We start from the raw sequence: 23,396 nt of genomic DNA, 5'->3' as shown, positions 1-23,396 counted from the left end.
ATAAATTCTGTAATTAATCGCAGACAAATGTTAAAAAGTTTTATTTTAACGTTTTTGGTATTAAACAGACAGGTATGGCATCCATTTTATGCTTGTTGCTGGTGTTTAAACGTTTATAAATTTCAAAGACAGATTTTTCTCTCCCAGTGAAGTCAGCTGGCGTCTTTCCTGACTCTGCGGCTTCCATTGCCCATTCAAGTTCGTCGTAACTTGCTCCCAATTGATCCTCATCGGTTCTGTTATCGCCAAATAAACCGTCTGTAGGCGCTGCTGTTAAAATTGAGCTTGGAATTGTTAAAAATTCTCCAAGAGCATAAACATCCGATTTCATTAAGTCGGCAATTGGACTTAAATCGACTCCACCGTCTCCATATTTAGTATAAAAACCAACACCAAAGTCTTCTACCTTATTCCCTGTTCCTGCAACTAATAAGCCATGAATTCCGGCTAAATAATATAATGACGTCATACGGATACGTGCACGTGTGTTGGCTAGTGATAAATTAACTTTTGTTGAATCTTCTGTAGAAGGTACAGAAGCCTTAAAAGCTTCAAAAGTTGATGTTAAGTCAGTTTTTACATCCGAAACGTTAGGAAAACGCTTTTTTAATTGGTCAATATGTTCTCTTCCTCTCGAAACCTGACTTTCTGCCTGATGAATAGGCATTTCAACACATAGAACTTTTAAACCCGTCTGGGCACATAGAGTAGAAGTTACAGCAGAGTCAACTCCACCGGAAATTCCGATTACAAAACCATTTACTTTTGCATTGCTAGCGTAATTTTTTAACCACTCAACAATATGCGTATTTACTTTTTCTGCTTGAATTGTACTTTTTTTAGTCATAATAGGTCAAGTTTAAGATACTGGAATGTATATTTGCACAAATATTTTTAAGTGCATGTTGTGCTTAAATTCATGCAACACAAATCTAATTAAAATAAAATGAAATTATATCGCTTTGTAGTGGTTCTGTGCTTGTTTTTTTTGTCTTGTGATCAAAAAAGTAAAGTAGAAAAAGCTGTTGAGGAAATCCCGGTTGATGTAAAAGTAGAACGTTTCGATAAAGTATTTTTTGAAACAAAACCTCAGGATTTAGCCAAAGTAAAAAAACAATATCCTTTCTTTTTTCCTCCCGGGAATGATGATAATGTGTGGCTGAATAAAATGCAGGATCCAATCTGGAGAGAAGTTTATACAGAAGTTGAAAAAAAATATTCCAATTTTGAACCTGTTCGTGAAGAATTAAATGCGCTTTTCCAACACGTAAAATATTATTTTCCTGAAACTAAAACACCAAAAGTAATTACGGTAATAGGAGAGATGGATTATAATGCAAAAGCAATTTACGCAGATAGTCTGGTTATTGTAGCCTTAGAATTGTATTTGGGGAAAAACCATAAATTTTATGAATTTCCAAATTACCTGAAAGAGAATTTTGAGGAAAGACAAATTATGCCTGATGTAGTTTCTAGTTTTTCTTTTAGAAAAATTCCGGCTTCTGCGGATAGAACTTTGCTTTCTCAAATGATTTTTGAAGGAAAACAATTGTATGCCAAAGATTTACTTTTACCAGACTATACAGATGCAGAAAAAATGGGTTATACGCCAGAACAAATAAAATGGTGTGAAGAAAATGAAGAATACATGTGGCGTCATTTTATTGAAAACGAAATGCTATATAGTGAAGATCCTAAATTAAATACCCGATTTATTGCTCCTGCACCATTTTCTAAATTTTATCTTGAAATAGATAACGATTCTCCCGGAAGAGTTGGTGCCTGGATTGGCTGGCAAATAGTACGTTCGTTCATGAAAAATAATAATGTAACGCTGCCGGAATTATTAAAAACAAATGCTAAAGAAATTTTCGAAAAGTCCAAATATAAACCTAAGAAATAATGTCAGATACAATAAACTCAGAAATTAAATTCAATATAGAATTAGACGAAAACCGTGTTCCTGAAAAATTAACATGGAGCGCGCAAGACGGTGGCGTACAAGCTGAAGAAGCAAAAGCAATAATGTTGTCTATTTGGGATAGCAAAGCCAAAGAAACAATGCGTATTGATTTGTGGACAAAAGATATGCCGGTTGATGAAATGAAAATTTTCTTTCACCAAACATTAGTGGCAATGTCAGATACGTTTAAACGTGCCACAGACGACGAAAAGATGGCAGATACAATGAAAGATTTCTGTGATTATTTTGCAGAGAAACTGGAACTTACTAAATAAATCCCAATATTTTAAATTCCAAATTCCAAACCATGCGAGAGACCTTTGTCAAAGTTTAAAACTTTGACAAAGGTTTTTTTACACAAAGTTTGACAAAGTAACCTAAGGAATTGAAATTCCAATAAAAAAATCCCAAATTTACAATTGGAATTTGGGATTTTTTTATTGAATATTATTTCCTTTTTATTGGAATTTGGAATTTCTAAATTTGGAATTTTAAAATTGACTATTGTTCTTAAAAACTTCCTGATTTACTTCGTCGATATAAGATAAAAGTTCTTCTTTTCCAGTGGATTCTGTAGATGAGGTTACAAAATATCGAGGCATTTCTTCCCAGTTATTAGCAAACATTTGTTTTTTGTAAGCTGCAACATGCGAATCTATTTTTACTTTACTGATTTTGTCTGCTTTAGTAAAAATAATGCAAAACGGAATTTCGCTTTCGCCCATATATGACATAAATTCAATGTCAATATTTTGAGCTTCGTGGCGAATATCAATCAAAACAAAAGCGCATACAAGCTGTTCTCTCGTTTCAAAATAATCGGTAATAAATTGTTGAAAAACAGATTTTGTTTTCTTAGATACTTTAGCATAACCGTAACCCGGTAAATCGACTAAAAACCAATTGTTATTGATTTTAAAGTGATTTATAAGTTGTGTTTTTCCAGGTCTTCCGGATGTTTTTGCTAAATTTTTATGATTGGTAATCATGTTAATCAACGATGATTTACCAACATTTGATCTTCCGATAAAAGCATATTCCGGCAAAAAATCCTGTGGACATTTTGCAACTTCAGAATTACTGATAATAAATTCGGCGGTTGTAATTTTCATGTGTTTTGTTTTTAAAACCTCCTTAAAATCGAAAGTTAAGTGCTATAAATTCTTTTTAACGAGCCATTCTTCAAGAATTGCATTAAATTCCTGAGGATGTTCCATCATAGCAGCGTGTCCACATTTGTCTATCCAGTATAAAGATGAATTAGGTAATAATTTATCAAATTCTTCGGCCACATTTGGTGGAGTTACGGCATCATTTTTACCCCAAATAATACAGGTTTCCACTGTCATTTTTGGTAAATCTTTGGCCATATTGTGGCGAATAGCACTCTTTGCAATCGTTAAGGTTTTGATTAATTTAATGCGGTCATTTACGGTTGCATAAACTTCATCTATCAATTCCGGAGTAGCAATTTTTGGATCATAAAAAACATCTTCAGCTTTCTTTCTGATGTATTCATAATCACCTCTTTTTGGATAACTGTCTCCCATTGCGCTTTCGTAAAGACCAGAACTTCCGGTAATTACAAGACCTGCGACTTTTTCGGGATATAATTTTGTATGGTAAAGAGCAATATGTCCTCCAAGTGAATTACCTAATAAAATTACTTTATCAAAACCTTTAAAAGTGATAAAGTCTTTTACATATTTCGCAAAACTTTTTACGTTCGTTTTTAGAATACTTTGGGTATATATTGGCAAATCAGGGATAACAACTTTGTATCCTTTTGTTGGGAAATATTCTGCTACAGCATCAAAGTTACTTAGACCTCCCATTAAGCCGTGTAAAATTACGATAGGAGTTCCTTCTCCAGCTTCATAATAGCTGTATTTGCCTTCTTTTTTGTAGTTTTTGTCCATTTAATCTAATGCCAATTTCAATTTGGACAAATATAGGGTTTAATAAATAAAAATAAATTTTTGGTGACATTTTTTAACTAGATAATTTCAGTAGGATTTATAAGTGGTTAAAAATCAGGTTTTATTGTTTAAAAATGAATAATTGCCAAATGTTAAAAAATTAATATTATGGCTAATTTTTAAGAGAAAGTCTATGTATTTTTTGCAATTGTTAAACAGAATTATCAATTCAATAATTATAATCTATCGTATTGATTATCTATTAATTAAGTGAGTTGTGGTAAAAGCGGTTAAACTTATTAACAAAGTGGTAGATTGTGGTAAAATGTGGTATTTTTTTTTATATTTTTGCTGTATAACATGTTAATGAATTTTTCTTGAACACAATTGTAGGAACATACGAGTGTAAAGTCGATGCTAAAGGAAGGCTAATGATGCCTGCACCTTTAAAAAAGCAATTGGCTTCATCTCTTCAGGACGGTTTCGTTTTGAAGCGCTCTGTTTTTCAACCGTGTTTAGAATTATATCCAATGGACGAGTGGAATTTGATGATGCAAAAAATCAACAAGCTTAATCGTTTTGTAAAAAAACAATGATTTTATTCGAAGATTTACTGCAGGAGTTAAAGTGGTAGAAATTGATGCATTAGGAAGATTATTGGTCCCAAAGGATTTGGTTGCTTTTTCAAGTATTTCAAAAGATGTGGTTTTTTCATCTGCGGTTAATATTGTGGAGATTTGGGATAAGGATTTATATGAAAAATCAATAAGCGGCGAAGATATGGATTTTGCAGATTTAGCCGAAGAAGTAATGGGAAATATTAATGACGACGACAATGGAATATCATAATCCGGTTTTACTTCATCCTACAGTTGATGGTTTAGATATTAAGCCAGACGGAATATATGTAGATGTAACATTTGGTGGCGGAGGTCATTCAAAAGAAATTTTGAAACGATTGGGACCAAACGGAAAATTGTTTGCTTTTGATCAGGATGAAGATGCGCTTGCAAATGCATTACCGGATGAAAGGTTTACCTTAATTAATGAGAACTTTAGATTTATAAAAAGATTTTTACGTTTTCACGGAGTAAAAAGTGTAGATGGAATTTTGGCAGATTTAGGAGTTTCATCCCATCAGTTTGATGTTCCGGAGCGAGGTTTCTCAACCAGATTTGATGCCGATCTGGATATGCGGATGAATCAGAAAAGTGATTTAAATGCTTATCGGGTGGTTAACGAATATGAAGAACAGGATTTACGTCGTGTTTTTTTTGATTATGGGGAGTTGAAAAATGCACCCGTTTTGGCAAGAACAATTGTAGAAGCCAGAGAGCATAGACCAATTAAAACAACAGATGAATTAAAAGAAGTTCTGGCAAAATATTTACCGGAACGAGTTAAAAATAAAATATTAGCGCAGATTTATCAGGCGATTAGAATTGAGGTAAATCAGGAAATGGATGTTTTAAAAGAATTTATCGAGCAATCGTTAGAAATTTTAAAACCGGGCGGAAGATTTTCAGTAATCTCTTATCATTCTTTAGAAGACAGATTGGTAAAAAGATTTATTAAAAACGGAATGTTTGAAGGAGAGCCTGAGCGTGATTTTTTTGGGAACTTCTCAGTTCCTTTTAAAACCATTGGAAAATTGATTGTTCCGGATGATGCTGAAATTAAAATTAATAACAGAGCAAGAAGCGCAAAATTAAGAATTGCTGAAAAGATATAATTAAGGTATAAAAATGAAAGGCGGAGTATTTAGCATATTAAAAGCAAGATTTCTATTAAACGATGACGCAGTAAAAAACTGGCGGTTTATTGTTTTTCTCATTTTGCTTGCCATAATAATGATTGCCAATACGCAACGATACGAGCAAAAGGTTTTTGAAATTGCAAAACTGAATAATGAAGTAAAAGAATTACGATCAGAATTTGTAGACAGAAGATCAGAATTAATGAAGTTAAAAATGGAGTCGACGATATCGGATAAAATGCAGGAAAAGCAAATTTTTCCATCAACGGTTCCTCCTGTAAAAATAGAAGTTAAAAAAGAAGAAGAAAAAATTTCTTTAAAAGAATATGGCAGTAGACGATAAACATATATCCTACAGAATTTACCTCGTAGCAGTTTTCATCTTTTTGATGGCAATTGCTATTGTTGTTAAATTAACTAATATTCAATGGGTTGAAGGAGATTACTATAGAAAACTGGCAAAACAGCGTACCATTAAGAATTTTGTAATTCCGGCCAATAAAGGAAATATCTATTCTGCAGACGGAAGTTTGCTGGCAACATCAATTCCTAATTATGAAATTAGATTTGATGCAAAAGCGCCAAAAACAGAAACTTTTGAAAAGCATGTAAAAGCGTTATCAGATTCATTAGCAACGGTTTTGGATAGACCGGGAGGTTATTATGAAAAAGAATTAAGAAAAGCCAGAGAAAACAAAAATCGCTACTATTTAATAGGACGCAATTTGAGTTATACAGAATATGTAAAAATAAAAGGATTTCCATTGTTCAATTTAGGTCCGTTTAAAGGCGGAATTATTATTGAGCAGGAGACTGTTAGAAAACACCCAATAGGAAAAATTGCAGAAAGAACCATTGGTTACGATCGAATTGATCCTGCAACAGGAGTAGAAGTAGGAAAAGGAATTGAATGGGCTTTTAAAAGTTACTTGAACGGAAAAGACGGTAAAATTTTAAAACAAAAAATTGCAAAAGGGCAGTGGAAACCAATTCGTGATTTAAACGAAGTTGATCCTATCGATGGTTACGATGTAATCTCGACAATTGATGTTTTTATTCAGGATATCGCGCACCACGCTTTGTTGAAACAATTGGAAGATTACGAAGCCGATCACGGTTGTGTAGTGGTTATGGAAACAGAAACCGGTCACGTAAAAGCAATTTCGAATTTAGGAAGAGCAGAAGACGGATCGTATTATGAAACCACAAATTACGCTGTTGCAGAATCTCATGAGCCTGGTTCGACTTTTAAATTGGTCGATTTAATGGCGATTTTAGAAGATAAAGTAGCAGATACAAGTACGGTTTACGATAGTCATGGCGGACAAGTAAAATATTATGGACGTCCTGTTAATGATTCGCACCATGGAGGTTATGGAAAAGTTTCATTAGCACGTGGTTTCGAACTTTCGTCAAATACCGTAATGGTTCAGGCAGTTTATGAAAACTATAAAAGTAATCCATCCAAGTTTGTGAATCACATTAAGAGTTATGGATTAGATAAACCATTAGGATTGCATTTTAAAGGAGAAGGAAGGCCTTATATACCAAAACCAGGAGATAAACATTGGTCGGGAATTTCACTTCCGTGGATGGCTTTTGGATATGAAGTTTCAGTTACACCAATGCAAACACTTGCATTTTACAATTCAGTTGCCAATAATGGTGTAATGGTAAGGCCGCAATTTGTGTCAGAAATTAAAGAGTGGAATAAGACCATTAAAAAGTTTGATGTTGAAGTAATGAACCCAAGAGTTTGTTCACAGGAAACTATTAAAAAACTGAAAGCAGTATTAGAGAATGTTGTTAAAAAAGGAACAGGATCAAAATTGTATTCGAAAGATTTTTCGATGGCAGGAAAAACAGGAACAGCTCAGATGAATTATGGAGGGAAAGAAGGGAAATCAGCGTTGTATTACGCTTCTTCTTTCGTAGGATATTTTCCGGCAGATCATCCTAAATATTCTTGTATTGTAGTGGTTCACAAACCAAATACATCTAAGAATAATTATTATGGTGCCGATGTTGCAGGTCCGGTTTTTAAAAGAATTGCCCAAAAGATATTTACAGATGCGCCATCAACCAATAAAATTAAAAAACTGGATTCAAGAGTTCCAAAACAGGATTCTAGTTATGATAAATATTATGTAGTTGAAGCCAATAAAAAATCAAATCGAATTCCGGATTTAAAAGGAATGCCCGGAATGGATGCTATTGCTTTACTTGAAAACTTAGGCTTGAAAGTAAAAGTAAACGGAGTAGGAAAAGTAAAAAAACAGTCGTTACAAGCTGGACAAAATATTAGTAAAAACACAACTATAGTATTAGAATTATCGTGAAAATACTGAAAGACATATTATATAAAGTAGCTATTGAGTCTGTAACTGGTTCGACAGAAATCGCAGTAAACAAAATTGATTTCGATTCAAGAAAAATTGAAGACAATGATGTTTTTATAGCCATTCGCGGATCACTTTCTGATGGTCACGATTATATCGAAAAAGCAATTCAATTAGGTGCAATTGCTATTATTTGCGATACTTTACCAGACAATCCTGCAAAAGGAATCACGTATATAAAAGTAAAAGATACCAATACGGCATTGGCTTTTATGGCGGCTAATTATTTTGGAAATCCTTCTGAAAAGTTAAAATTAGTTGGCGTAACCGGTACAAACGGAAAAACAACAATTGCGTCATTATTGTTTCAGTTGTTTCAAAAAGCAGGTTTTAAAGTAGGTTTATTATCAACCGTAAAAATCATGGTTGATGAAACAGAATATAATGCAACACATACAACTCCGGATTCTATCACCATTAATCATTATTTAAATGAGATGATTGAAGCTGGTGTAACGCATTGTTTTATGGAGGTGAGTTCACATGGAATTCACCAAAAACGTACAGAAGCTTTGCATTTTGTTGGAGGGATTTTTACGAATCTTTCGCACGATCATTTAGATTATCATCCAACTTTTGCAGAATACAGAGATGTAAAAAAAACATTTTTTGATTCATTGCCAAAAACGGCTTTCGCTTTATCCAATATAGATGATAAAAACGGACCCGTAATGCTTCAAAATACGGTTGCAAGAAAAAGAACTTACGCTCTAAAAACTTATGCTGATTTTAAAGCTCAAATTTTAGAAAGCCAATTGTCAGGTTTATTATTGAAAGTAAATGATAACGAAGTTTGGGTAAAACTTATCGGAACTTTTAATGCTTATAATGTCCTGGCTATTTACGGAACTGCGGTGGAATTAGGAATGGACAGTTTAGAAGCTTTGCGTTTATTATCTGATTTAGAAAGCGTTTCAGGACGTTTTCAGTATATCATTTCAGAAGGAAATATTACAGCAATTGTAGATTATGCGCATACGCCGGATGCATTAGACAATGTTTTAAAAACGATTGCCGACATCCGAACTAAAAACGAACAATTGATTACGGTTGTAGGCTGCGGCGGAAACAGGGATAAAACTAAAAGACCAATTATGGCTAAAATTGCTACAGATTTAAGCGATAAAGCCATTTTAACATCTGATAATCCAAGAAATGAAGATCCTGAAGTGATTTTGGATGAAATGGAAAAAGGTGTTGAACCACAGAATTATAAAAAAATGCTGAGAATTACAGATAGAAAGCAAGCTATTAAAACGGCTTGTCAATTGGCTCAGCGTAATGATATTATATTAATTGCCGGAAAAGGACACGAGACTTATCAGGAAATAAATGGAGTTCGTCATCATTTTGATGATATGGAAACAGTAAAAGAAATATTAGATCAGCTAAATAAATAATAATCAGTTTTTAAATCCGAAAATACCACAGATAGATTGGAATTTGGAGTTTCAAAATTGGAGTTTAAAACAAAGAAATATGCTATACTATTTATTTGAATATTTGAGAAAAACATTAGACATGCCGGGAGCGGGAGTTTTTCAGTACATTACTTTTAGATCAGCGTTGGCATTTATGCTTTCGTTGCTTCTATCAACAATTTACGGAAAACGGGTTATCAATTTTTTGCGTAAGCAGCAAGTTGGTGAAACAGTTCGTGAGCTTGGTCTGGCTGGTCAAAATGAAAAAGCTGGAACACCAACAATGGGGGGCTTGATTATCATTTTTGCTACTATTTTACCAGTTTTATTGTTTGCTCGTTTGCAAAATATTTACATCGTATTGCTTATTGTAACTACACTTTGGATGGGAACAATTGGTTTTGTGGATGATTATATCAAAATATTCAAAAAAGATAAACAAGGGCTTAAAGGAATTTTTAAAGTTATTGGGCAAGTTGGGTTAGGACTTATTGTAGGTACGGTTTTGTATTTCAATCCTGCTGTTACCGTAAGAACCGATACTGGAAGAACCGATTTGTTGAGAGCAAATACGACTACAACTATGGTTGTACCAGCTCCTGTTGAAGAAAAATCAACTGCAACAACAATTCCATTCGTAAAAAATAATGAATTTGATTATGCAGAAGTTTTATCGTTTTTAGGAGATGGATATGAAAAATGGGCATGGTTGATTTTTATTCCCGTAGTGATTTTTATCATCACAGCAGTTTCTAACGGGGCCAATTTAACAGATGGAATTGATGGACTCGCCGCAGGAACCTCGGCAATATCGGTCCTCGCACTCGGAATATTTACGTTTGTTTCAGGAAATATAATTTTTTCGAATTACCTCAATATAATGTATATACCCAATTCAGGAGAAATGACGGTTTTTATATCTGCCTTTGTGGGAGCTTTGATTGGATTTCTCTGGTATAATTCCTATCCCGCCTCTGTTTTTATGGGGGATACCGGAAGTTTAACCATTGGTGGAATCATTGCAGTTTTGGCAATTGCGGTTCGTAAAGAAATTTTGATTGTATTGTTTTGCGGAATTTTCCTTGCGGAAAGTGCTTCAGTAATTATTCAGGTGGCATATTTTAAATATACGAAAAAACGTTTTGGCGAAGGCCGAAGAATTTTTCTGATGTCGCCATTACATCATCATTATCAAAAAAAGGGCTATCATGAAAGTAAAATCGTAACCCGATTCTGGATTGTTGCCATCATGTTAGCCATATTATCAATTGTTACCCTAAAATTAAGATAGATGAGACTGGTAGTTTTAGGCGGAGGAGAAAGTGGCGTTGGAACGGCTATTCTCGGAAAGAAAAAAGGATACGATGTTTTTGTATCTGATTTTGGAAAGATAAAAGAAAGCTATAAAGAAGTTCTTATAATTAATGGGATTGCCTGGGAAGAAGAGCAACACACAGAAGACCTGATTTTGAATGCCGATGTCGTCATGAAAAGTCCGGGAATTCCAGAGAAATCTCCCATTGTAAAAAAACTTGTCGCAGCGGGGATTAAAGTGATTTCGGAAATTGAATTTGCTAAACCGTTTACAGAAGCTCTTACAATTGGAATTACAGGAAGTAACGGTAAAACTACCACAACAATGTTAACGCATCACTTATTGAAATCTGCAGGTTTGAATGTAGGGTTGGGAGGAAACATCGGAAAAAGTTTTGCCTGGCAGGTAGCCGAAAATAAATATGATGCATACGTTCTTGAATTAAGTAGTTTTCAGCTTGACGGAATAATAGAATACAGACCTGATATTGCAATAATTACAAATATAAGCCCGGATCATTTAGACCGATATGAATATAAGTATCAAAATTATATCGATTCGAAGTTTCGAATAACAATGAACCAGACTGAAAGCGATTATTTGATTTACGATGCAGATGATGAAGCAAGTACAGAATGGTTAAAAAACAACAAAACAAAAGCAAAATTAATTCCTTTTTCACTAACAAAAAGTTTTGACGAAGGAGCTTCTATAAATAACAACAAAATGGAAATAAAGATCAACCAAGAAGAGTTTACAATGGAAACAGAATACATTGCGTTAGAAGGAAAACATAATATGAAAAATGCAATGGCAGCAAGCTCTGTAGCAAAATTGATGCAAATTAGAAATGCAACAATTCGCGAAAGTTTATCAAATTTTCAAGGTGTTGAACACCGTTTAGAAAAAGTATTAAAAATTCAGAATGTACAATACATCAACGATTCAAAAGCGACAAATGTAAACGCTACTTTCTTTGCTTTAGATAGTATGAATGTGCCAACTGTTTGGATTGTGGGTGGTGTTGATAAAGGAAACGATTACAACGAATTGATGTCATTAGTTCGCGAAAAAGTAAAAGCAATTATTTGTTTAGGAGTTGATAATCATAAAATTATTAATGCTTTTGGAGCTGTTGTTGATATTATGGTTGAAGTAAACAACATGAACGATGCAGTAAAAACAGCACAAAGATTAACAGAAAAAGGTGATGCTGTTTTATTGTCTCCGGCTTGCGCAAGTTTCGATTTATTCGAAAACTATGAAGATCGTGGAAAGCAATTCAAACAAGCAGTTCACAATTTATAATTTTAGATTTTAGAGTTTAGATTTTAGATTGTTTCTAAACTTTGAACTAAAAAAGATAAAATAAGTTCTTAAAAGTATGACGACGGATGAAATGAAGTTGAGAACAAAAAAGTTCTCTTTGATGATAATAGATTTAGCAGAAAAATTGCCAACAACATATATTGTAAAAGTAGTTGCAAATCAAATAGTGAGGAGTGGAACATCAGTTGGTGCAAATTATAGAGCAGTTTGCAGAGCAAGAAGTGATCGTGAATTTATATCTAAAATGAATATAGTTTTAGAAGAAGCAGATGAAACTTTGTTTTGGTTAGAAGTAATAAAAGAAAAGTTGTGGATAAGTAAAACTGAATTAGAAACAATTTGGAAAGAAGGAAATGAACTAACGGCCATTTTCGTGAGCAGTTTAAAAACAGTAAACAAACGAATGAATAGTAAAAATCAATAAATCGAAGATTTTAAAAATAATCTAAAATCTAAAATCAGAAATCTAAAATATGAAAGAGCTAGTAAATAAATTAAAAGGAGATAGAGTAATATGGTCATTCGTGGCTTTATTGGCGCTGTTTTCGTTTATGCCTGTTTTTAGTGCGAGTAGTAATTTGGCTTATATCGGTCACGGAACAGGAAATACATTAGGCTATTTGGTAAAACACTTGGCGCACATTTGTATTGGGTTCATGATTATTTATTGGGTACATAAAGTTCCGTATCATTATTTCAGGGCGATTTCAAAAATTGCTTTGCCTGTAGTATGGATTTTATTGCTTTATACATTGCTGAAAGGAACCGTAATCGCAGGTGCAAATGCAAGTCGTTGGATTCAGGTTCCGTTTATAGGGATTACGTTTCAGACTTCAACTTTGGCCTCTATAGTTTTATTCATATATGTAGCAAGATATTTATCAAAAACCAAAGAGGAAAATGAGCCGTTTCAAACCTCATTTGTACAGCTTTGGATTCCGGTTTTTATTACGTTAGTACTTATTCTACCGGCTAACTTTTCGACAACAGCATTGATTTTTTCAATGGTTATGATGTTGACTTTTATTGGTAAATATCCACTAAAATACATCGGTTTTATTATCGGTTCAGGAATCGCAATGCTGGCTTTCTTTTTATTAGTTGCCAAAGCATTTCCGGAATCAAGATTCTTTAGCAGGGTAGCAACCTGGGAAAGTCGTATTACGAATTTCACTACAGATAAGCCTGATGAAGATGATTATCAAATTGAAAAAGCAAAAATCGCCATTGCATCAGGGAGATTAGGAGGTTTAGGACCAGGGAAAAGTGTTCAGAAAAACTTTTTGCCACAATCTTCTTCCGATTTTATTTATGCTATTGTTGTTGAAGAATATGGACTTGTGGGTGGTGTTTCGATCTTGCTTTTGTATTTGTTGCTTTTGTTCCGATTTGTAATTGCTTCGCATAAAGCCAACACATTATTTGGAAAATTAGTCGTAGTTGGGCTCGGTTTTCCGATGATATTTCAGGCTATGATTAATATGGCTGTTGCAGTAGAATTATTGCCTGTAACAGGGCAAACACTTCCGCTGATAAGTAGTGGAGGTAGTTCGATCTGGATGACGTGTTTCGCTCTCGGAATTATCATTAGTGTGACTAAAAAAGATGAAGAAATCGTAGAAGAGCAACAAGAAAAGGAAAGAAGAAAAGAAGCGCTTCAAAGATTGATTGATAAAGAATTGGCAGAAGAAGACTTGCCGATTGATGAGAGAGAAGAAATTAGAGGAGAAATCTACGAAGGAGAACCAATGTATTCCATCGAAGATAATTCAAGAAATCCGATGAATGCAGTTTTAAATAAGTAAAAAGAAAAAGAGAATAGCTTTTAGAGCTTATAACTTTTAAAGATATGACAAAGTATAAATTCATATTAAGTGGTGGCGGAACTGGCGGACATATTTATCCGGCAATCGCTATTGCAAATGAGTTAAAATTACAATTTCCTGATGCAGAATTTCTTTTTGTGGGTGCCAAAGATAAAATGGAAATGCAAAAAGTGCCTCAGGCTGGTTATGAAATAAAAGGTCTTTGGATTGCCGGTTTGCAAAGAAAACTGACGTTACAAAATATGATGTTTCCATTGAAATTGGCAACAAGTTTGTTAGAGTCAAGAAGAATCATCAGACAATTTAAACCTAATGTAGTAATAGGAACTGGAGGTTTTGCCAGCGGACCATTATTGCAAGCGGCAGGGGGGCAGGAATTCCGACAGTAATTCAGGAGCAAAATTCATTTCCGGGAATTACAAATAAATTGCTAAGCAAAAAAGCCAATGCTATTTGCGTCGCATACGAAAATTTAGAGCGATTTTTTCCAAAAGAAAAAATTGTATTGACGGGAAATCCGGTTCGTCAGGATTTAATCGATATTGACAGCAAAAGAGACGAAGCAATTGCTTTTTATGGTTTAGATCCAAACAAAAAGACATTATTGGTTTTAGGTGGAAGCTTAGGAGCCAGAAGAGTTAATCAGTTAATAGAAAAACAACTGCAAAGTATACTTTCACAAGATGTTCAGATTATCTGGCAATGCGGAAAATTATATTTTGAAGATTATAAAAAATACAATCAACAAAACGTAAGAGTAGTTGATTTTATTGAAAGAATGGATTTTGTTTACGCTTCAGCAGATGTGATTATTTCACGTGCAGGAGCATCGTCAGTTTCGGAATTATGCATTGTGGGGAAACCAGTAATTTTTATTCCATCACCAAACGTTGCAGAAGATCATCAAACCAAAAATGCGCAGGCAATTGTAGATGCGAAAGGAGCAGTTTTATTAAAAGAATCAGAATTGGAAAGTCAGTTTAGTATTGTTTTTGAGGCTTTATTAAAAGATAAAGGAAAACAAATCCAATTAAGTGAAAATATTAAAAAACTGGCCAGACCGAATGCTGTAAAAGTTATAGTAGAGGAAATTAAAAAGTTGTTATAATATAACTTTTTAAGATAATTATAGAACAGAATAAAAAAATTAGAACGCTATTTTTAGGCGTTTTGAGTTATTAAAATAAGAAAATTACAAAGGCTTAACTACTAGTTTTTTATACAATAAAGCAACCTGTAAATAGCTCAAAATTAGAAATTAAAATGAATTTAAATCAAATACAAAACGTTTATTTTATTGGTATTGGAGGCATCGGAATGAGTGCGCTGGCCCGTTATTTCAAATATATTGGAAAACAGGTTTCAGGCTACGACAAAACGCCATCAATGCTAACAAGTGAATTAATTGAAAGTGGTATTGATATTCATTTTGAAGATAATATCAGTTTGATTCCAAGTGATTATTTTGTAGAGAATACTTTGGTAATTTTTACGCCTGCCGTGCCTAAAACACATTCTGAATGGAATTATTTCATAGAAAGAAATTACGAAATTAAAAAGCGTGCAGAAGTTTTGGGACTTATAACCAAAGATACTTTCAGTTTTGCCGTTGCAGGAACGCATGGAAAAACAACAACGTCAAGTATTCTGGGTCACATTTTATACGAAAGCGGTGCAGATGTAACAGCTTTTGTGGGCGGAATTGTAGAGAATTACAACTCTAATTTAATTGGAAGCGGAAAAACCGTAACAGTTGTAGAAGCAGATGAATTTGACCGTTCGTTTTTGCATTTACACCCAAATATTGCCTGTATAACATCAATGGATGCAGATCATTTGGATATTTATGGAACAAGTGATGCAATTGAAGCTTCGTTTGTAGAATTTGCTAATAAAGTTGAAAATAAAAACAATTTGTTTATAACCAAAGAATTGCCTCTTGAAGGCGTGCAATGTGCTATAAATGAAGATGCTGTATATAAGGCGTTCAATGTTAGAATAGAAGACGGAAGTTATGTTTTTGATGTGCAGACGCCATCAGAAATCATGAAAGATTTACGTTTTGGATTGCCAGGAAAACACAATTTAATGAATGCTTTGATGGCTATTGCAATGGCAAAAACCTTCGGGACTGCTACAGATTCGATTGCAAAAGCATTGGCTTCTTTTAACGGAATAAGAAGACGTTTTTCATATCAGATTAAATCTGACAAATTAGTTTATATAGATGATTATGCACATCATCCAACAGAAATAAATGCTGTACATCAAGCAGTTAGGGAATTGTATCCAAATCGTAAAGTTTTGGCCATTTTTCAGCCGCATTTGTTTAGCAGAACAAGAGATTTTGCCGATGGATTTGCCGAAAGTTTATCTCTATTTGACGAAGTGTTCTTGATGGATATTTATCCGGCACGCGAATTACCGATGGAAGGGATTACATCTGATTGGCTGTTAGGGAAAATGACAAATTCGAACAAAAAAATTGTTGCAAAAAGTGATTTATTAGCGCAAATCAAAGCCAGTGATGCGCCAATAATTGTGACAATAGGAGCTGGTGATATTGGAGAGATGGTTCCGTCAATTAAAAAAATGCTAAATGAAAATATTTAATTGGACAAATATTCGATTAGTACTCATTTTTGGGCTTGTACTTTTTTTATATTCGTTTGCCCAGCATCGAAATGGAGATAGAAAATTGAAGAAATGCATGGTTGTTTTTGTAGGAGAAAACACGCTGTTCATAAAGCCTGAAGCGGTTAATAAATTGTTAATAGAAAATAAAAAAGACGCTTCCACTATCCGAAAAGATGAAGTAGATTTGAATAAGATAGAAAAAACCCTTGATACGCAAGACATGATTGAAAAGTCGGATGTTTTTGTAAGTATTGATGGAGTTCTAAAAGCGATAGTAAAACAGAAGACACCAATAGCGAGAGTTTATGATGGTGATAACTCTTTTTATATTGACTATGAGGGGAATAAAATGCCTTTATCAGACAATTTTACGGCGCGGGTTCCTCTCGTTTCAGGGGCAATAAATAAAAAAATAACGAAGATTTAGCTACCTTATTTCGCACAATTTATGACGATGCGTTTTTGAAAAAAAACATCATTGCAATTCAAATTATGCCTAATGGTAGCCTAAAAATGTTTAATAGAAATTACAATTACTTCATCGATTTTGGCAGAACGATGAATGTTGACAAGAAATTTAATAACTATAAAGCCTTTTTTCAAAAAGCAGTTTTAGATAGTTCGTTATATAAATACAATAAGATTGACCTGAGATTTACGGAACAAGTAGTTTGCACAAAATAATAGAAAATGGAAAAAGATAATATTGCAGTAGGTCTAGATATTGGAACAACCAAAATAGTTGCCATGATAGGCAAGAAGAACGAGTATGGTAAATTGGAAATTTTGGGTATTGGTAAATCCAAAAGTTTGGGTGTTGCGAGAGGTGTTGTAAACAACATTACGCAAACTATTCAATCGATTCAACAAGCTATTTTAGAAGCAGAAAATAATTCAGGATATAAAATTAAGGATGTTGTTGTAGGTATTGCCGGACAGCACATTAGAAGTATACAGCATACAGATTACATCAGCCGTAGTAATCCGGAAGAAGTAATTGGTGAAAATGATATTCAGCTTTTAATTGATCAGGTTAATAAACTTGCAATGTTACCGGGAGAAGAAATTATTCACGTTTTGCCGCAGGAATTTAAAATCGACGGACAATCTGAAATTAAAGAACCAATCGGAATGTATGGCGGAAGATTAGAGTCTAGTTTTCACGTGGTGGTTGGACAAGCGTCTTCTATTAGAAATGTTGGAAGATGTATTCAGAGTTCAGGGATTGAATTATCCGGATTAACATTAGAACCATTGGCTTCTGCAGATGCAGTTTTAAGTCAGGAAGAAAAAGAAGCTGGTGTAGCCCTTATCGATATCGGTGGCGGAACAACAGATTTGGCTATTTTTAAAGATGGTATTATTCGTCATACTGCTGTAATTCCTTTCGGTGGAAATGTAATTACGGAAGATATTAAAGAAGGCTGTTCGATTATCGAAAAACAAGCAGAGCTTTTAAAAATAAAATTCGGATCAGCATGGCCGGGAGAAAATAAAGACAACGAAATTGTCTCTATTCCAGGTTTAAGAGGCAGAGAACCAAAAGAAATTTCGCTAAAAAACTTGTCTAAAATTATCCATGCGCGTGTGGTGGAAATCGTAGAACAGGTTTTTGCAGAAATTAAAGCTTACGGACACGAAGATCCTCGTAAAAAACTAATTGCAGGAATTGTGCTTACAGGTGGTGGAGCTCAATTAAAACATATCAAACAATTGGTTGAATACATTACAGGAATGGACACTAGAATTGGATATCCAAATGAGCATTTAGCAGGAAATTCAAGCGAAGAAATTTCAAGTCCATTATTTGCAACTGCTGTTGGTTTAGTAATGAACAGTATCGAAAATAGCACACAAAGTGCTGTTAGAATGGAACTTGTAAATGAGCAGCCAAAAGTAGTATACAGAAACGTTCCGCCTCAGGCACAACAACCTGTTCAGCCGCGATACGAAGTTGAAGAAAACTACGTTGAAAGAGTAGAAGCTTTTGAACCGCCAAGAGAAGTTAGAAGTAACGTGGCTACAAAAGACGAATCTACAGAAACAAAAATAAGAAGATCATTTTTTGATCGTTATGTCGATAAAATCAAAGATTTTTTAGACAACGCAGAATAATAAAGTAAAACGAAAAGGATTACTTTTTGCCCCAAGTCAAGAAGTAAAAAATGTATTTAATAAGAATTTCAAAACCAAAAAGATGATGAGCAACTCAGAATTTGGAAGTATTTCATTTGATTTACCGAAAAACCAATCAAATGTAATCAAAGTAATAGGTGTTGGCGGAGGCGGAAGTAACGCAATCAACCACATGTTCAAGCAAGGTATTAAAGGGGTAGATTTTATCGTTTGTAATACAGACTCACAAGCACTTCAAAATAGCGCTGTACCAAATAAAATTCAGTTAGGTATGAACTTAACAGAGGGTCTTGGAGCAGGAGCAAACCCTGATGTAGGACAGCAATCTGCTATTGAAAGTATCGCTGATATCGAAAAAATGTTAGACCGTGGTACTAAGATGGTATTTATTACGGCTGGTATGGGTGGTGGTACCGGTACTGGTGCTGCTCCGGTAATTGCACAATTGGCAAAAGAAAGAGAAATTTTGACCGTTGGTATCGTAACAATCCCATTTCAGTTTGAAGGAAAGGTACGTCAGGAACAAGCGCTTTTAGGAATCGAAAAATTACGTAAACAAGTTGATTCTTTAATTGTAATCAACAATAATAAATTAAGAGAAGTATATGGAAATCTTGGTTTTAAAGCAGGATTCTCTAAAGCGGATGAAGTTTTGGCAACAGCCTCAAGAGGTATTGCTGAAGTAATTACACATCACTATACTCAAAATATCGATTTACGTGACGCAAGAACTGTTTTAGCAAACAGCGGAACTGCGATCATGGGATCTTCTGTTGCCGAAGGTGAAAACAGAGCAAAAGATGCTATTATTTCAGCATTGGATTCTCCGTTATTAAACGACAACAAAATTACAGGAGCCAAAAACGTATTGTTGCTTATCGTTTCTGGATCTGATGAAATTACGCTTGACGAAATTGGAGAAATCAACGATCATATTCAGGCAGAAGCAGGTTACAATGCAAATATTATCATGGGAGTTGGTGAAGACGAAACTCTTGGTGAGGCTATTGCCGTAACTATTATTGCTACTGGTTTTGATGTTGAACAACAAAATGAAATTGTAAATACAGAACCTAAGAAAATCATTCATACGTTGGAAGATGAACAAAGAAGTGTTCATAATTTAACGAATAAAGCACTTACATCTTTCGATTTAAGTAGTAGTACACCAACTGCAAAATCAGAAGAAAAAATTGTTTTTGATTTGATGGAAGATACGGTTGTTGCTCCCGTGATTCAGACTCCTCCGGTTGCTGTTGCTCCAGTAATCAATCAGGAAGAATTAGTAGTAATGTCAGAGTTTATTAAAAACCTTGATGTAACTTTTGAAATCGTTTCGCCAATTACAGATATCGATTTTACTATTTCTACTCCGCAAGCGCAAACTTTTCAGGAAGTAAAACCTGTTCAAAGAGTATTTGAAAAAGAAGAACAAACAACGTTCTCTTTTGATTTACCTCTTTTTAGAGCAGAGCCGGAAGTAAAGAAAGAACCGGTTGTTGAAGACACTAGAATTTTGTTTGAATTAACAAACGAAACACGTAATATTAAAGTAAACGACCCAGTTTCGTTTGTTCCGGTAACTGAAGTTGCAGAAAACGGAATCATCAAATATTCTCTTGAGGAATATATGGAGGTTGAAAATGATTTGATCACATCTAAACCAGTTGAAAAAGTGGTTGAAGATATAGTTCCTGAGGAATTGAATATCACATTGAAACCAAAGGTTGATTTTGCACAGGAAGCTGCTTTTACAACAACAGATCATGCGTCTCCGATGGAATTAACAATCGAAGAAACATTACGTTTAAGAGCAGAAGAAAGAAGAAAGAAACTAAAAGAATTTAATTATAAATTCCATAACAATGTTTCTAGAATTGATGAACTAGAAAAAGAGCCTGCTTACAAAAGATTAGGTATCGATCTTTCAAATAATCAATCTAATACAACTAATTCGAGAATCTCTGTTGGTACAGATAGTAATAACGATTTACAATTACGTTCAAACAATTCATTTTTGCACGATAACGTAGATTAATATTACATTCATAATAATAGGATAACCCGAAAATTGGATTTAATTTTCGGGTTATTTTTTTATCTTCGCACAGAATTAAAAAATTTGACTTCTATGCTTAACCTTTAAAGTTAATTTTGTTGTCAGTTCGAGTGGAGGTTGATAGCAACTTTCAGAAAAATTAATCAATTTATAAGCTTTGCTTATTCAAAATAAAAACAAAAATGAGTTTACAAACATTAATCATGGACGAGATTAAAACCGCCATGAGAGCAAAAGATACAGTAGCTTTAGAAGCTTTAAGAGCTATTAAATCAGAAATGTTATTAGCTGCAACTGCTTCTGGCTCTAAAGAAGAATTGACAGAAGACGAAGAAGTAAAATTACTTCAAAGACTAGTTAAAACACGTAAAGAAAGCGCAAGGATTTTTACAGAACAAAACCGCCCTGATTTGGCTGAGCCAGAATTAGCTCAGGTTGCGGTAATTGAGAAATTTCTACCAGCTCAATTAAGTGAAGAAGAAGTAGAAGCTATAATTGCGAAAATTATTGCTGAAACAGGAGCTTCCGGAATTGCTTCAATGGGTAAAGTAATGGGATTGGCATCTGCTCAATTGGGTGGAACTGCTGAAGGAAAAACCATTTCTGCAATTGTGAAGAAACTTTTGGTTTAAATTCCAATAAAAAAAATCCAAATTCCAAAATTGGAAAACCCAAAATAGAAATTCCAAATTTAAATTGGAATTTGGAATTTAAAAATTGAATTTTAAACATATTGACCGCGTAGTTCAACTGGATAGAATATCAGATTTCGGCTCTGAGGGTTGGGGGTTCGAACCCCTCCGCGGTCACTTGACGGGACAAAGAAGATTTTTTCTTCTTTGTCCCGTTATTCTTTGGGGCTAATTCCTCATTAATTAAGTAAACTATCTGAACAACCTCATTAACTCTTGCGGTTCGAAACTGCTTTTCTTCGATTGTGAATTTTTCAGGATATATTGAACCGATAATATTCCTAAAATGAGTTAAATCCGCTTCGCTACAGCATTCATTAAGCTTCATCAGATTTTTAATTCCTGTTTTTAATAAATCCGAAATACTAATGTTCTCTCCAGCTAAATCTGCTAATTTAATTTCAAGACGATGAATTTTATTGTCATAATCCGTTTTCATCTCAGTGTAATCTTTCACTTCAATCTTTCTTGAAGCGAGCAAATCTCTGATATAAGAAATCTTCTGCTCAAATTCTTTCAGCTGAGAAATGACTCTGTTTTTTTCTGCAATTGATTCTTTGTTGAAATCATTAAAATATTCTTTAACAGCTGTTATGTAAATCTTTTCTGTTTCAGGTTTTGGAATATACTTTTGTAATTGTTCATAGAAAATGCGGTTGACCTCACACGATCTGATTCTGTAATTACAACCCTTATAGCAATGATAATATGAATAATGGCTGTTTCTTCCTTTAGATATGCTTGCAGTTAAAATTTTGTCGCATATAGGGCATTTAAATAAGCCACGAAGCGGAAACGGTTCGGAGGTTACAGACTTAGACCTAAAATTCTTTCTTCGTCCGTCTAAAACATCCTGAACAAGATAAAACAGCGCTTCAGAGATTAACGGCTCATGTGAACCCATTACGAATTTTGCTTCCTCATCTTTGTATTTAGGAATTAAAATTTTTCCGCAGTAGACAGGATTACGGATCTGTCTCCAAAAATTATTTTTGCTTGTTTTTAATCCTTTTCTTTTTGCCTGAAGAAAAATCTGTTCTGTATTAAAAATATCTTTTGCAATTTCTTCAAAACACCATTTTAAGATAGATGCTTCAGGCTGGTCAAGCGTTATATATTTCTTACCGCCTTCTGTAATTTTGTTTATATAACCAGATGGAGCCAGCCCCATATAGCGCCCTTCTTTTCTGGCTCTTCTCATACCGTGAAAAGTATTTAACGCCCGTCTGTCATTTTCTACTTCAGGGGCTGCCAGATAAAAAGCAAGCATCATTTTGTTTTCTGGAATAGACAAATCCAAAGGCTGTTCTATTGCTTGTGGTTCGACGCCAAGTCTTCTAAGGATATTAATCATTTGGTACGCATCGCCAGCATTTCTGCTGAACCTGTCCCATTTGGTGAACAGGATCAAATCAGTTTTGTTTTTGTACTTTTTAATTGTTGTCAGATAAAGTTTCCATTTGGGTCTATTAAATGTTTTAGCAGAATGATCTTCATAAATAACATCCCTTATAGCAATAGAATTAATCTCACAGTACTTTCTTAGCATTTCCTCTTGGTTTCTTTGCGAGTAACCTTTTTCCGCCTGTTCGTCTGTACTCACTCTCACATATAAATCCGCTGTCTTTTTCATCCCTCTTCTTCTTTAAATAATTCAAAACTGTTACTTTGGCAAGCAGTCGTAAAAAATCTAATACTTTTCCTGCCTGTTCAAGCGTTACATCTACATTTTCATCTTTCAGCATTTTCATGGCTTGCTCTGCCGTCATTTTTCCTCTTTCATTCTCATCTTCATTTCTCATTTCACAATTCCTCTTCATTAAAAAAAGACCGAGTCTCGGTCTTTTTTGTTCCACAATCACTGTACGCTCTAAAGTTAAAAAACTTTTTTCATTTTATCCTGATCAAAATATGGTGGGGATAATACAAATATAAAACCTAATT

Annotated in this window: 18 protein-coding genes, 1 tRNA gene and 4 pseudogenes; 18 read left to right on the top strand and 5 right to left on the bottom strand. The window is 34.0% G+C overall.

Features of this window, described 5'->3' with window-relative positions:
* Window positions 1-40 precede the first annotated feature (40 nt).
* On the bottom strand, window positions 41-847 hold the full coding sequence (gene nadE / locus ACZZZT_RS23850; protein WP_463462189.1) for an NAD(+) synthase: 807 nt from the start codon (window positions 845-847) through the stop codon (window positions 41-43).
* Between the two features lie 99 nt (window positions 848-946).
* On the opposite strand from nadE, the gene gldB reads away from it, so the two are divergent.
* Window positions 947-1,903, top strand: coding sequence for a gliding motility lipoprotein GldB (gene gldB, locus ACZZZT_RS23845; protein ID WP_463462188.1), 957 nt, complete (start codon window positions 947-949; stop codon window positions 1,901-1,903).
* On the top strand, window positions 1,903-2,238 hold the full coding sequence (gene gldC / locus ACZZZT_RS23840; RefSeq protein WP_042563788.1) for a gliding motility protein GldC: 336 nt from the start codon (window positions 1,903-1,905) through the stop codon (window positions 2,236-2,238). The genes gldB and gldC overlap by 1 nt, the downstream gene beginning before the upstream one ends.
* A gap of 216 nt (window positions 2,239-2,454) precedes the next feature.
* Here the strand turns inward: gldC and yihA are convergent, their stop codons facing one another.
* Window positions 2,455-3,075 carry a ribosome biogenesis GTP-binding protein YihA/YsxC gene (yihA, locus tag ACZZZT_RS23835; RefSeq protein WP_042563789.1) on the bottom strand — a complete coding sequence of 207 codons (621 nt, stop codon included), beginning with the start codon at window positions 3,073-3,075 and terminating at the stop codon, window positions 2,455-2,457.
* 42 nt (window positions 3,076-3,117) lie between these two features.
* A complete protein-coding gene (locus ACZZZT_RS23830; protein WP_042563790.1) occupies window positions 3,118-3,882 on the bottom strand; it encodes an alpha/beta fold hydrolase in 765 nt (254 codons plus the stop codon).
* Between the two features lie 377 nt (window positions 3,883-4,259).
* Here ACZZZT_RS23830 and ACZZZT_RS23825 point away from each other — a divergent pair.
* The 16 genes and pseudogenes from ACZZZT_RS23825 to ACZZZT_RS23750 all read left to right on the top strand — a co-directional run bounded on the left by ACZZZT_RS23825 (window position 4,260) and on the right by ACZZZT_RS23750 (window position 21,569).
* A pseudogene (locus ACZZZT_RS23825) lies at window positions 4,260-4,731 on the top strand (division/cell wall cluster transcriptional repressor MraZ).
* Window positions 4,706-5,614 (top strand): 16S rRNA (cytosine(1402)-N(4))-methyltransferase RsmH, encoded by a 909-nt coding sequence (gene rsmH, locus ACZZZT_RS23820; protein WP_207384882.1) that lies wholly within the window; start codon window positions 4,706-4,708, stop codon window positions 5,612-5,614. Before ACZZZT_RS23825 ends, rsmH begins: the two are co-directional and overlap by 26 nt.
* A 13-nt stretch (window positions 5,615-5,627) precedes the next feature.
* Window positions 5,628-5,974, top strand: a pseudogene (locus ACZZZT_RS23815) (FtsL-like putative cell division protein).
* The gene (locus ACZZZT_RS23810; RefSeq protein WP_463462187.1) at window positions 5,965-7,977 is read left to right on the top strand and encodes a penicillin-binding protein; all 2,013 of its coding nucleotides are present in this window, start codon (window positions 5,965-5,967) and stop codon (window positions 7,975-7,977) included. The pseudogene ACZZZT_RS23815 and the gene ACZZZT_RS23810 overlap by 10 nt, the downstream one beginning before the upstream one ends.
* Window positions 7,974-9,437 carry a UDP-N-acetylmuramoyl-L-alanyl-D-glutamate--2,6-diaminopimelate ligase gene (locus tag ACZZZT_RS23805; RefSeq protein ID WP_463462186.1) on the top strand — a complete coding sequence of 488 codons (1,464 nt, stop codon included), beginning with the start codon at window positions 7,974-7,976 and terminating at the stop codon, window positions 9,435-9,437. Before ACZZZT_RS23810 ends, ACZZZT_RS23805 begins: the two co-directional genes overlap by 4 nt.
* Window positions 9,438-9,516: 79 nt before the next feature.
* A complete protein-coding gene (mraY, locus tag ACZZZT_RS23800; protein ID WP_463462185.1) occupies window positions 9,517-10,749 on the top strand; it encodes a phospho-N-acetylmuramoyl-pentapeptide-transferase in 1,233 nt (410 codons plus the stop codon).
* Entirely contained in the window at window positions 10,750-12,081 is a 1,332-nt protein-coding gene (murD, locus tag ACZZZT_RS23795; RefSeq protein WP_463462184.1) for a UDP-N-acetylmuramoyl-L-alanine--D-glutamate ligase, read from the top strand.
* Between the two features lie 76 nt (window positions 12,082-12,157).
* Complete coding sequence (locus ACZZZT_RS23790; RefSeq protein ID WP_463462183.1) at window positions 12,158-12,526, top strand: four helix bundle protein; 369 nt, start codon at window positions 12,158-12,160, stop codon at window positions 12,524-12,526.
* A gap of 49 nt (window positions 12,527-12,575) precedes the next feature.
* Window positions 12,576-13,907 (top strand): FtsW/RodA/SpoVE family cell cycle protein, encoded by a 1,332-nt coding sequence (locus tag ACZZZT_RS23785; RefSeq protein ID WP_302094722.1) that lies wholly within the window; start codon window positions 12,576-12,578, stop codon window positions 13,905-13,907.
* A gap of 44 nt (window positions 13,908-13,951) precedes the next feature.
* Window positions 13,952-15,036, top strand: a pseudogene (gene murG, locus ACZZZT_RS23780) (undecaprenyldiphospho-muramoylpentapeptide beta-N-acetylglucosaminyltransferase).
* A 155-nt stretch (window positions 15,037-15,191) separates the two neighbouring features.
* Entirely contained in the window at window positions 15,192-16,541 is a 1,350-nt protein-coding gene (murC, locus tag ACZZZT_RS23775; protein WP_463462182.1) for a UDP-N-acetylmuramate--L-alanine ligase, read from the top strand.
* A pseudogene (locus tag ACZZZT_RS23770) lies at window positions 16,528-17,249 on the top strand (cell division protein FtsQ/DivIB). The gene murC and the pseudogene ACZZZT_RS23770 overlap by 14 nt, the downstream one beginning before the upstream one ends.
* 6 nt (window positions 17,250-17,255) lie before the next feature.
* A complete protein-coding gene (ftsA, locus tag ACZZZT_RS23765; RefSeq protein ID WP_073397085.1) occupies window positions 17,256-18,680 on the top strand; it encodes a cell division protein FtsA in 1,425 nt (474 codons plus the stop codon).
* Between the two features lie 82 nt (window positions 18,681-18,762).
* The gene (gene ftsZ / locus ACZZZT_RS23760; protein ID WP_463462181.1) at window positions 18,763-20,739 is read left to right on the top strand and encodes a cell division protein FtsZ; all 1,977 of its coding nucleotides are present in this window, start codon (window positions 18,763-18,765) and stop codon (window positions 20,737-20,739) included.
* Between the two features lie 203 nt (window positions 20,740-20,942).
* A complete protein-coding gene (locus ACZZZT_RS23755) occupies window positions 20,943-21,392 on the top strand; it encodes a GatB/YqeY domain-containing protein (RefSeq protein ID WP_463462180.1) in 450 nt (149 codons plus the stop codon).
* Window positions 21,393-21,495: 103 nt separating this feature from the next.
* Window positions 21,496-21,569: transfer RNA gene (locus ACZZZT_RS23750), tRNA-Arg, on the top strand.
* On the opposite strand, the gene ACZZZT_RS23745 is transcribed toward ACZZZT_RS23750, so the two are convergent.
* Together ACZZZT_RS23745 and ACZZZT_RS23740 are read right to left on the bottom strand one after the other, a co-directional pair.
* Window positions 21,523-23,085, bottom strand: a complete 1,563-nt coding sequence (locus tag ACZZZT_RS23745) for a recombinase family protein (protein ID WP_463462494.1) — start codon at window positions 23,083-23,085, stop codon at window positions 21,523-21,525. The genes ACZZZT_RS23750 and ACZZZT_RS23745 overlap by 47 nt on opposite strands.
* Window positions 22,982-23,254: a hypothetical protein gene (locus ACZZZT_RS23740; protein ID WP_463462179.1), complete on the bottom strand. Its 273-nt coding sequence runs from the start codon at window positions 23,252-23,254 to the stop codon at window positions 22,982-22,984. The genes ACZZZT_RS23745 and ACZZZT_RS23740 overlap by 104 nt, the downstream gene beginning before the upstream one ends.
* Window positions 23,255-23,396 lie beyond the last annotated feature (142 nt).

Source organism: Flavobacterium sp. AC274 (assembly GCF_979258275.1).
The sequence above is the reverse complement of the archived record's forward strand: the minus strand, read 5'-3'. Positions and strand labels throughout refer to the sequence as shown.

Coding starts and splice junctions, on each gene's coding strand:
- yihA (WP_042563789.1), bottom strand. CDS start 3,075: ATGAAAATTACAACCGCCGAATTTATTATCAGTAATTCTGAAGTTGCA.
- ACZZZT_RS23745 (WP_463462494.1), bottom strand. CDS start 23,085: ATGAAAAAGACAGCGGATTTATATGTGAGAGTGAGTACAGACGAACAG.
- ACZZZT_RS23740 (WP_463462179.1), bottom strand. CDS start 23,254: ATGAGAAATGAAGATGAGAATGAAAGAGGAAAAATGACGGCAGAGCAA.
- mraY (WP_463462185.1), top strand. CDS start 9,517: ATGCTATACTATTTATTTGAATATTTGAGAAAAACATTAGACATGCCG.
- ACZZZT_RS23790 (WP_463462183.1), top strand. CDS start 12,158: ATGACGACGGATGAAATGAAGTTGAGAACAAAAAAGTTCTCTTTGATG.
- ACZZZT_RS23785 (WP_302094722.1), top strand. CDS start 12,576: ATGAAAGAGCTAGTAAATAAATTAAAAGGAGATAGAGTAATATGGTCA.
- ftsZ (WP_463462181.1), top strand. CDS start 18,763: ATGATGAGCAACTCAGAATTTGGAAGTATTTCATTTGATTTACCGAAA.
- ftsA (WP_073397085.1), top strand. CDS start 17,256: ATGGAAAAAGATAATATTGCAGTAGGTCTAGATATTGGAACAACCAAA.
- murD (WP_463462184.1), top strand. CDS start 10,750: ATGAGACTGGTAGTTTTAGGCGGAGGAGAAAGTGGCGTTGGAACGGCT.
- rsmH (WP_207384882.1), top strand. CDS start 4,706: ATGACGACGACAATGGAATATCATAATCCGGTTTTACTTCATCCTACA.
- gldC (WP_042563788.1), top strand. CDS start 1,903: ATGTCAGATACAATAAACTCAGAAATTAAATTCAATATAGAATTAGAC.
- murC (WP_463462182.1), top strand. CDS start 15,192: ATGAATTTAAATCAAATACAAAACGTTTATTTTATTGGTATTGGAGGC.
- ACZZZT_RS23830 (WP_042563790.1), bottom strand. CDS start 3,882: ATGGACAAAAACTACAAAAAAGAAGGCAAATACAGCTATTATGAAGCT.
- ACZZZT_RS23755 (WP_463462180.1), top strand. CDS start 20,943: ATGAGTTTACAAACATTAATCATGGACGAGATTAAAACCGCCATGAGA.
- nadE (WP_463462189.1), bottom strand. CDS start 847: ATGACTAAAAAAAGTACAATTCAAGCAGAAAAAGTAAATACGCATATT.
- gldB (WP_463462188.1), top strand. CDS start 947: ATGAAATTATATCGCTTTGTAGTGGTTCTGTGCTTGTTTTTTTTGTCT.
- ACZZZT_RS23810 (WP_463462187.1), top strand. CDS start 5,965: ATGGCAGTAGACGATAAACATATATCCTACAGAATTTACCTCGTAGCA.